Source organism: Butyrivibrio sp. (assembly GCF_017940685.1).
Taxonomy (GTDB): domain Bacteria; phylum Bacillota; class Clostridia; order Lachnospirales; family Lachnospiraceae; genus Butyrivibrio.
In genome coordinates, this window is record NZ_JAGAYD010000169.1 from 1 (window position 1) to 4,761 (window position 4,761).

General features: G+C 45.6%; 6 protein-coding genes. All 6 read left to right on the plus strand.

Going from position 1 to position 4,761, the window contains the following annotated elements; all coding sequences use genetic code 11:
* Nucleotides 1–1,042, plus strand: a 1,042-nt coding sequence (locus J6I68_RS10885) for an RnfABCDGE type electron transport complex subunit C (RefSeq protein WP_292220282.1), incomplete at its 5' end; no start/stop codon positions are given.
* Nucleotides 1,043–1,055: 13 nt separating this feature from the next.
* Nucleotides 1,056–2,006 carry an RnfABCDGE type electron transport complex subunit D gene (locus J6I68_RS10890; RefSeq protein ID WP_292220283.1) on the plus strand — a complete coding sequence of 317 codons (951 nt, stop codon included), beginning with the start codon at nucleotides 1,056–1,058 and terminating at the stop codon, nucleotides 2,004–2,006.
* On the plus strand, nucleotides 2,003–2,611 hold the full coding sequence (locus J6I68_RS10895; protein ID WP_292220285.1) for an FMN-binding protein: 609 nt from the start codon (nucleotides 2,003–2,005) through the stop codon (nucleotides 2,609–2,611). Before J6I68_RS10890 ends, J6I68_RS10895 begins: the two co-directional genes overlap by 4 nt.
* Nucleotides 2,612–2,616: 5 nt before the next feature.
* Nucleotides 2,617–3,396, plus strand: a complete 780-nt coding sequence (gene rsxE / locus J6I68_RS10900) for an electron transport complex subunit RsxE (protein WP_292220286.1) — start codon at nucleotides 2,617–2,619, stop codon at nucleotides 3,394–3,396.
* Nucleotides 3,396–3,983 carry an electron transport complex subunit RsxA gene (rsxA, locus tag J6I68_RS10905; protein ID WP_292203754.1) on the plus strand — a complete coding sequence of 196 codons (588 nt, stop codon included), beginning with the start codon at nucleotides 3,396–3,398 and terminating at the stop codon, nucleotides 3,981–3,983. The genes rsxE and rsxA overlap by 1 nt, the downstream gene beginning before the upstream one ends.
* A gap of 16 nt (nucleotides 3,984–3,999) precedes the next feature.
* The coding region (locus tag J6I68_RS10910; RefSeq protein WP_292220288.1) for an RnfABCDGE type electron transport complex subunit B at nucleotides 4,000–4,761 on the plus strand (762 nt) is incomplete at its 3' end.

The window sequence follows — 4,761 nt, forward strand, 5'->3', positions numbered from 1 at the left end:
AGCTATGTGCGACTGTATCATCGTTGAGAACGATGAGAAGTATGAAGAAGTTGAGTTTAAACCATTAAAGCCCTACGAGGAGATGACTGCAGAGGACAAGATTGCAGCTGTTCGTGAGGCCGGAGTGGTAGGTATGGGAGGCGCAGGTTTCCCAACCGCTGTCAAGTTTTCTCCTAAGGAGCCTGACAAGATCGATTATGTCATTGCCAACTGCTCAGAGTGTGAGCCTTATCTTACATCTGACTATCGCAGAATGATCGAAGAGCCAGAGCTTCTTCTTGAAGGTCTTCAGATCGCAGTCAGCATCTTCCCTAATGCGAGAGGTATTCTTGCAATCGAGGATAACAAGCCCGATGCGATCGCTAAATTCAAAGAACTTACTAAAGATATTGATAATATAAGCGTTAAGCCCGTTAAGACCAAGTATCCTGAGGGTGCTGAGCGTATGCTCATTTATGCTGTCACAGGAAGAGAGATCAACTCTTCAATGCTCCCTGCAGACGCTGGATGTATCGTCGACAACGTAGATACTCTCTGCGCTGTAAGAAGAGCAGTAATGGAGGGCAGACCTCTCATGGAGAGGATCGTTACCATTACCGGAGAGGCTGTTGAAAATCCTCAGAACTACAAGGTTAGGATTGGAACTAACTATAGAGAGCTTCTTGACGACGCAGGCCTTAAGTGCGAGCCTGCCAAGATCATCTCCGGAGGTCCTATGATGGGCTTTGCCATCTTTGACCTTGATGTTCCCACAACCAAGACTGCATCAGCTCTTACCTGTCTGACCAAGGACGAGGTAGCAGCTCTTGAGCCATCAGCATGCATCAACTGTGCACGCTGCGTTGAGGTATGCCCTGAGAGGCTTGTACCCAAGAACCTGGCAGATGCGGTTGAACATAACAATGAAAAGGCATTCCTTGACATGTATGGCATGGAGTGCTGCGAGTGTGGATGCTGCAGCTATATCTGCCCTGCAAGACGTCAGCTCACCCAGCTGATCAAGGGTATGCGTAAGATCCAGCTCGGCAAGAGAAAGAAGTAAGGGGGACATTTGAATGAGTGAACTAAAAAGAGTGTCATCCAATCCCCATGTTAGATCCAAGACAACTACATCAAACATCATGATGTGGGTGGTCATAGCTCTGCTTCCTGCCACTGGTTTTGGAATATATAACTTTGGACTGAATGCACTTATCATTATCTTATTATCAGTAGCAAGTGCTGTGCTCTCAGAGTTTATCTATGAGAAGGCACTTCATAAGCCCATTACAGTGGGAGATTTTTCTGCAGTTGTAACGGGACTTTTACTTGCACTTAACCTTCCATCAACAGTACCTTTCTGGGTACCGATCCTTGGAAGCGTATTTGCGATCATCATGGTCAAGCAGCTCTTTGGCGGACTTGGACAGAACTTCATGAACCCTGCCCTTGGCGGAAGGTGCTTCCTTGTTCTGTCATTCCCAGCTCTTATGACCAACTTCGTAACTGACACCTATACAGGAGCAACACCACTTGCAAACCTGAAAAACGGTGTAGAGGTTAATGTAATGGATATGATCATCGGTCGCACAGGCGGAACAATTGGTGAGACATCAATGCTCTGCATCGTGATCGGTGCCATGATCCTTTTCGCAGTAGGAATCATCAATTATGTGATCCCATTCACATACATCATTTCCTTTGTTATCTTTGTTGGTTTGTTCGGCGGCTATGGATTCAACTTCTCATATATCGCAGCTCACCTTGCAGGTGGCGGACTTATGCTTGGAGCATTCTTCATGGCAACCGACTATGTTACATGCCCTATAACTCCTAAGGGAAAGGTTATCTACGGAATCATCCTTGGTCTCCTTACAGGAATCTTCCGTATCTTTGGTGCCAATGCTGAGGGCGTATCCTTTGCAATTGTCATCACAAACCTTCTTGTGCCCCTTATTGAGAAGTTCACTATTCCAAGGGCCTTCGGTATTAAGAAAACTGCAAAGAAGGAGGCGAAAAAAGCATGAACGATACAAAGTCAATGATCAAAAACGCCCTTATCCTCTTTGCAATAACACTTGTTGCCGGTGTACTTCTTGGTATTGTTTATCAGGTTACAAAAGAGCCTATAGCTTACCAGGACAAGCTTGCACAGGACAAGGCTAACCAGTCAGTATTTGCAACTGCCGCTACATTTGATGATGTGGCTACTGACGAGGCAGGCGCAGCTGCTATTTCTGAGCAGTTTACAGGTGTAACAGTTGAGAGCGTAAAAGAAGCTAAAGATTCCGCAGGAACTGGACTTGGATATGTTATCCAGGTTAAGTCCAAGGGTTACGGCGACTTTATCGACTACACAGTTGGTATCACCAATGAGGGAAACGTCAATGGCATTTCCATCATCAAGATCGCTGAGACTCCCGGCCTTGGAATGAATGCTGAGAAGGTAGTTGTTCCTCAGTTTGCTGATAAGGCAGCTACACAGTTTAGCGTTGTTAAAAACGGACAGCTCAGTGACCCTGCAACTCAGATAGAGGCAATATCTGGTGCAACCATCACTTCCAGAGCTGTTACAAACGGCGTTAACGCAGCAGTAGCATATTTTGAAAATGTATTGAAAGGGGGTAACTGATTAGCATGGAAGCAAAAAAAGGCGCTTTAGGCTTTAAACAGAACACTCCTGCCGAGAGATTTTTTAACGGACTTGTTGTAGAAAACCCAACACTGGTACTGATGATCGGTATGTGTCCTACACTTGCTGTAACATCATCAGCTATCAACGGACTTGGAATGGGTCTTGCAACAACCTTCGTTCTTGCACTTAGTAACGCTGTTATATCAGCACTTCGTAAGACAATTCCTTCTACAGTCAGGATTCCATCCTTCATTGTAGTAATTGCTTCTTTCGTAACCTTAGTAGAGCTTTTAATGAAAGCTTATGTTCCTGCTCTTAATGCAGCCCTGGGCGTATACATTCCTCTTATCGTTGTTAACTGTATCATCTTCGGTAGAGCGGAAGCTTACGCCAGCAAAAATGGTATTGTTCCTTCATTCTTTGATGGAATCGGAATGGGAATCGGATTTACCTGTGCTATTACCTGCATCGGACTTATAAGAGAGTTCATCGGCGCAGGAACAGCATTCGATGTTCAGATCCTTGGTGAAGGCACAGTTGTTCCCGGAGCTGTTGGAGCATTCCTATCTGGCTATCAGCCAATCAGCATCTTTATCCAGCAGGCTGGTGCGTTCTTTGTTCTTGCATTCCTTATTGCCATCATGAACAAGATCAAGATGAATATGGCTAAAAAGGGAAAAGATACATCCAAGTTCGGACAGGGATGCTGCTCATCAGCTGAAGAGGCAGCAGCAGATAAGATCTCTGCAGAAAAAGAGGCAAGGAAGGAGGCTGAAAACTAATGGGAGAAGTAATAGTTAATCTTATTGGACTTATGATCACTGCATCCCTTGTAAATAACGTAGTACTTAGCCAGTTCCTTGGCCTTTGTCCTTTCCTTGGTGTTTCCAAGAAGACAGACACAGCACTTGGAATGGGCGCTGCATGTATCTTCGTTATTACAATGGCATCACTTGTATGTAGCATTATTTACAAGTTTATTTTGAACCCACTTGATCTGTCATATCTTAAGACCATCGTGTTTATCCTTGTTATAGCCATGCTGGTTCAGTTTGTTGAGATGATCCTTAAGAAGTTCGTGGTATCTTTATACCAGGCTCTTGGAGTTTATCTTCCTCTTATCACTACAAACTGCGCAGTACTTGGTGTGGCACTTAACAACGTAACTGATGGATACACTATTTTAGAGAGCACTGTTTGCGGCTTTGCAACAGCAGTTGGATTTACAATCTCAATCGTCATCCTTGCAGGCCTTCGTGAAAAGATGGAATACAATGATATCCCTGCACCATTTAAGGGAATGCCACTGGTTCTTTTGACCTCTGGTCTTATGGCAATTGCATTCACTGGATTCTCAGCTCTCAAATAAAAGGAGATATTGACTTATGATAACTGGAATAATCATTGCAACTGCAGTGGTTGCCGGTGTTGGAATTGTCATTGGACTTATTCTTGGCATCGCAGACCTCAAGCTGCATGTTGATGTAGATGAAAAAGAACAGGCTATCTTAGAAGCTCTTCCTGGCAATAACTGTGGTGGATGCGGATTCCCCGGATGTTCAGGATGTGCTGCTGCGATAGCAAAAGGAGAAGCTGCTGTTAATCAATGCCCTGTAGGAGGCCAGGCAGTAGCTGACGTGATCTCAGGTATTATGGGCGTTGAGGCAGGCGCTTCAAAGAGAATGGTTGCCTACGTTCACTGCCAGGGCGACTGTGATAAGGCTAAGAGCCAGTACGACTACAACGGAGTTGCGGACTGCAGGCTTGAAGCTCAGGCTCCAGGCGGCGGAGCTAAGACCTGCTCCTATGGATGCCTTGGCGGCGGAAGCTGCGTATCAGTCTGCCAGTTCGATGCCATTCACGTAGTTAACGGCGTTGCAGTAGTAGATAAGGAAGAGTGTAAGGCCTGCGGCAAGTGCGTAGATATCTGCCCTCGCCACCTCATTGATTTTATCCCATATGATGCAACAGAGGTTGTATCCTGCAAGTCTCAGGACATGGGTAAGCTCGTTAACCAGTACTGCACCATCGGCTGTATCGCTTGTCACATCTGTGAAAAGAACTGTCCAGCCGGCGCCATTACTGTAGAAAACAACGTGGCCGTTATCGACCAGGAGAAATGCACACACTGCGGAACCTGCGCAGAG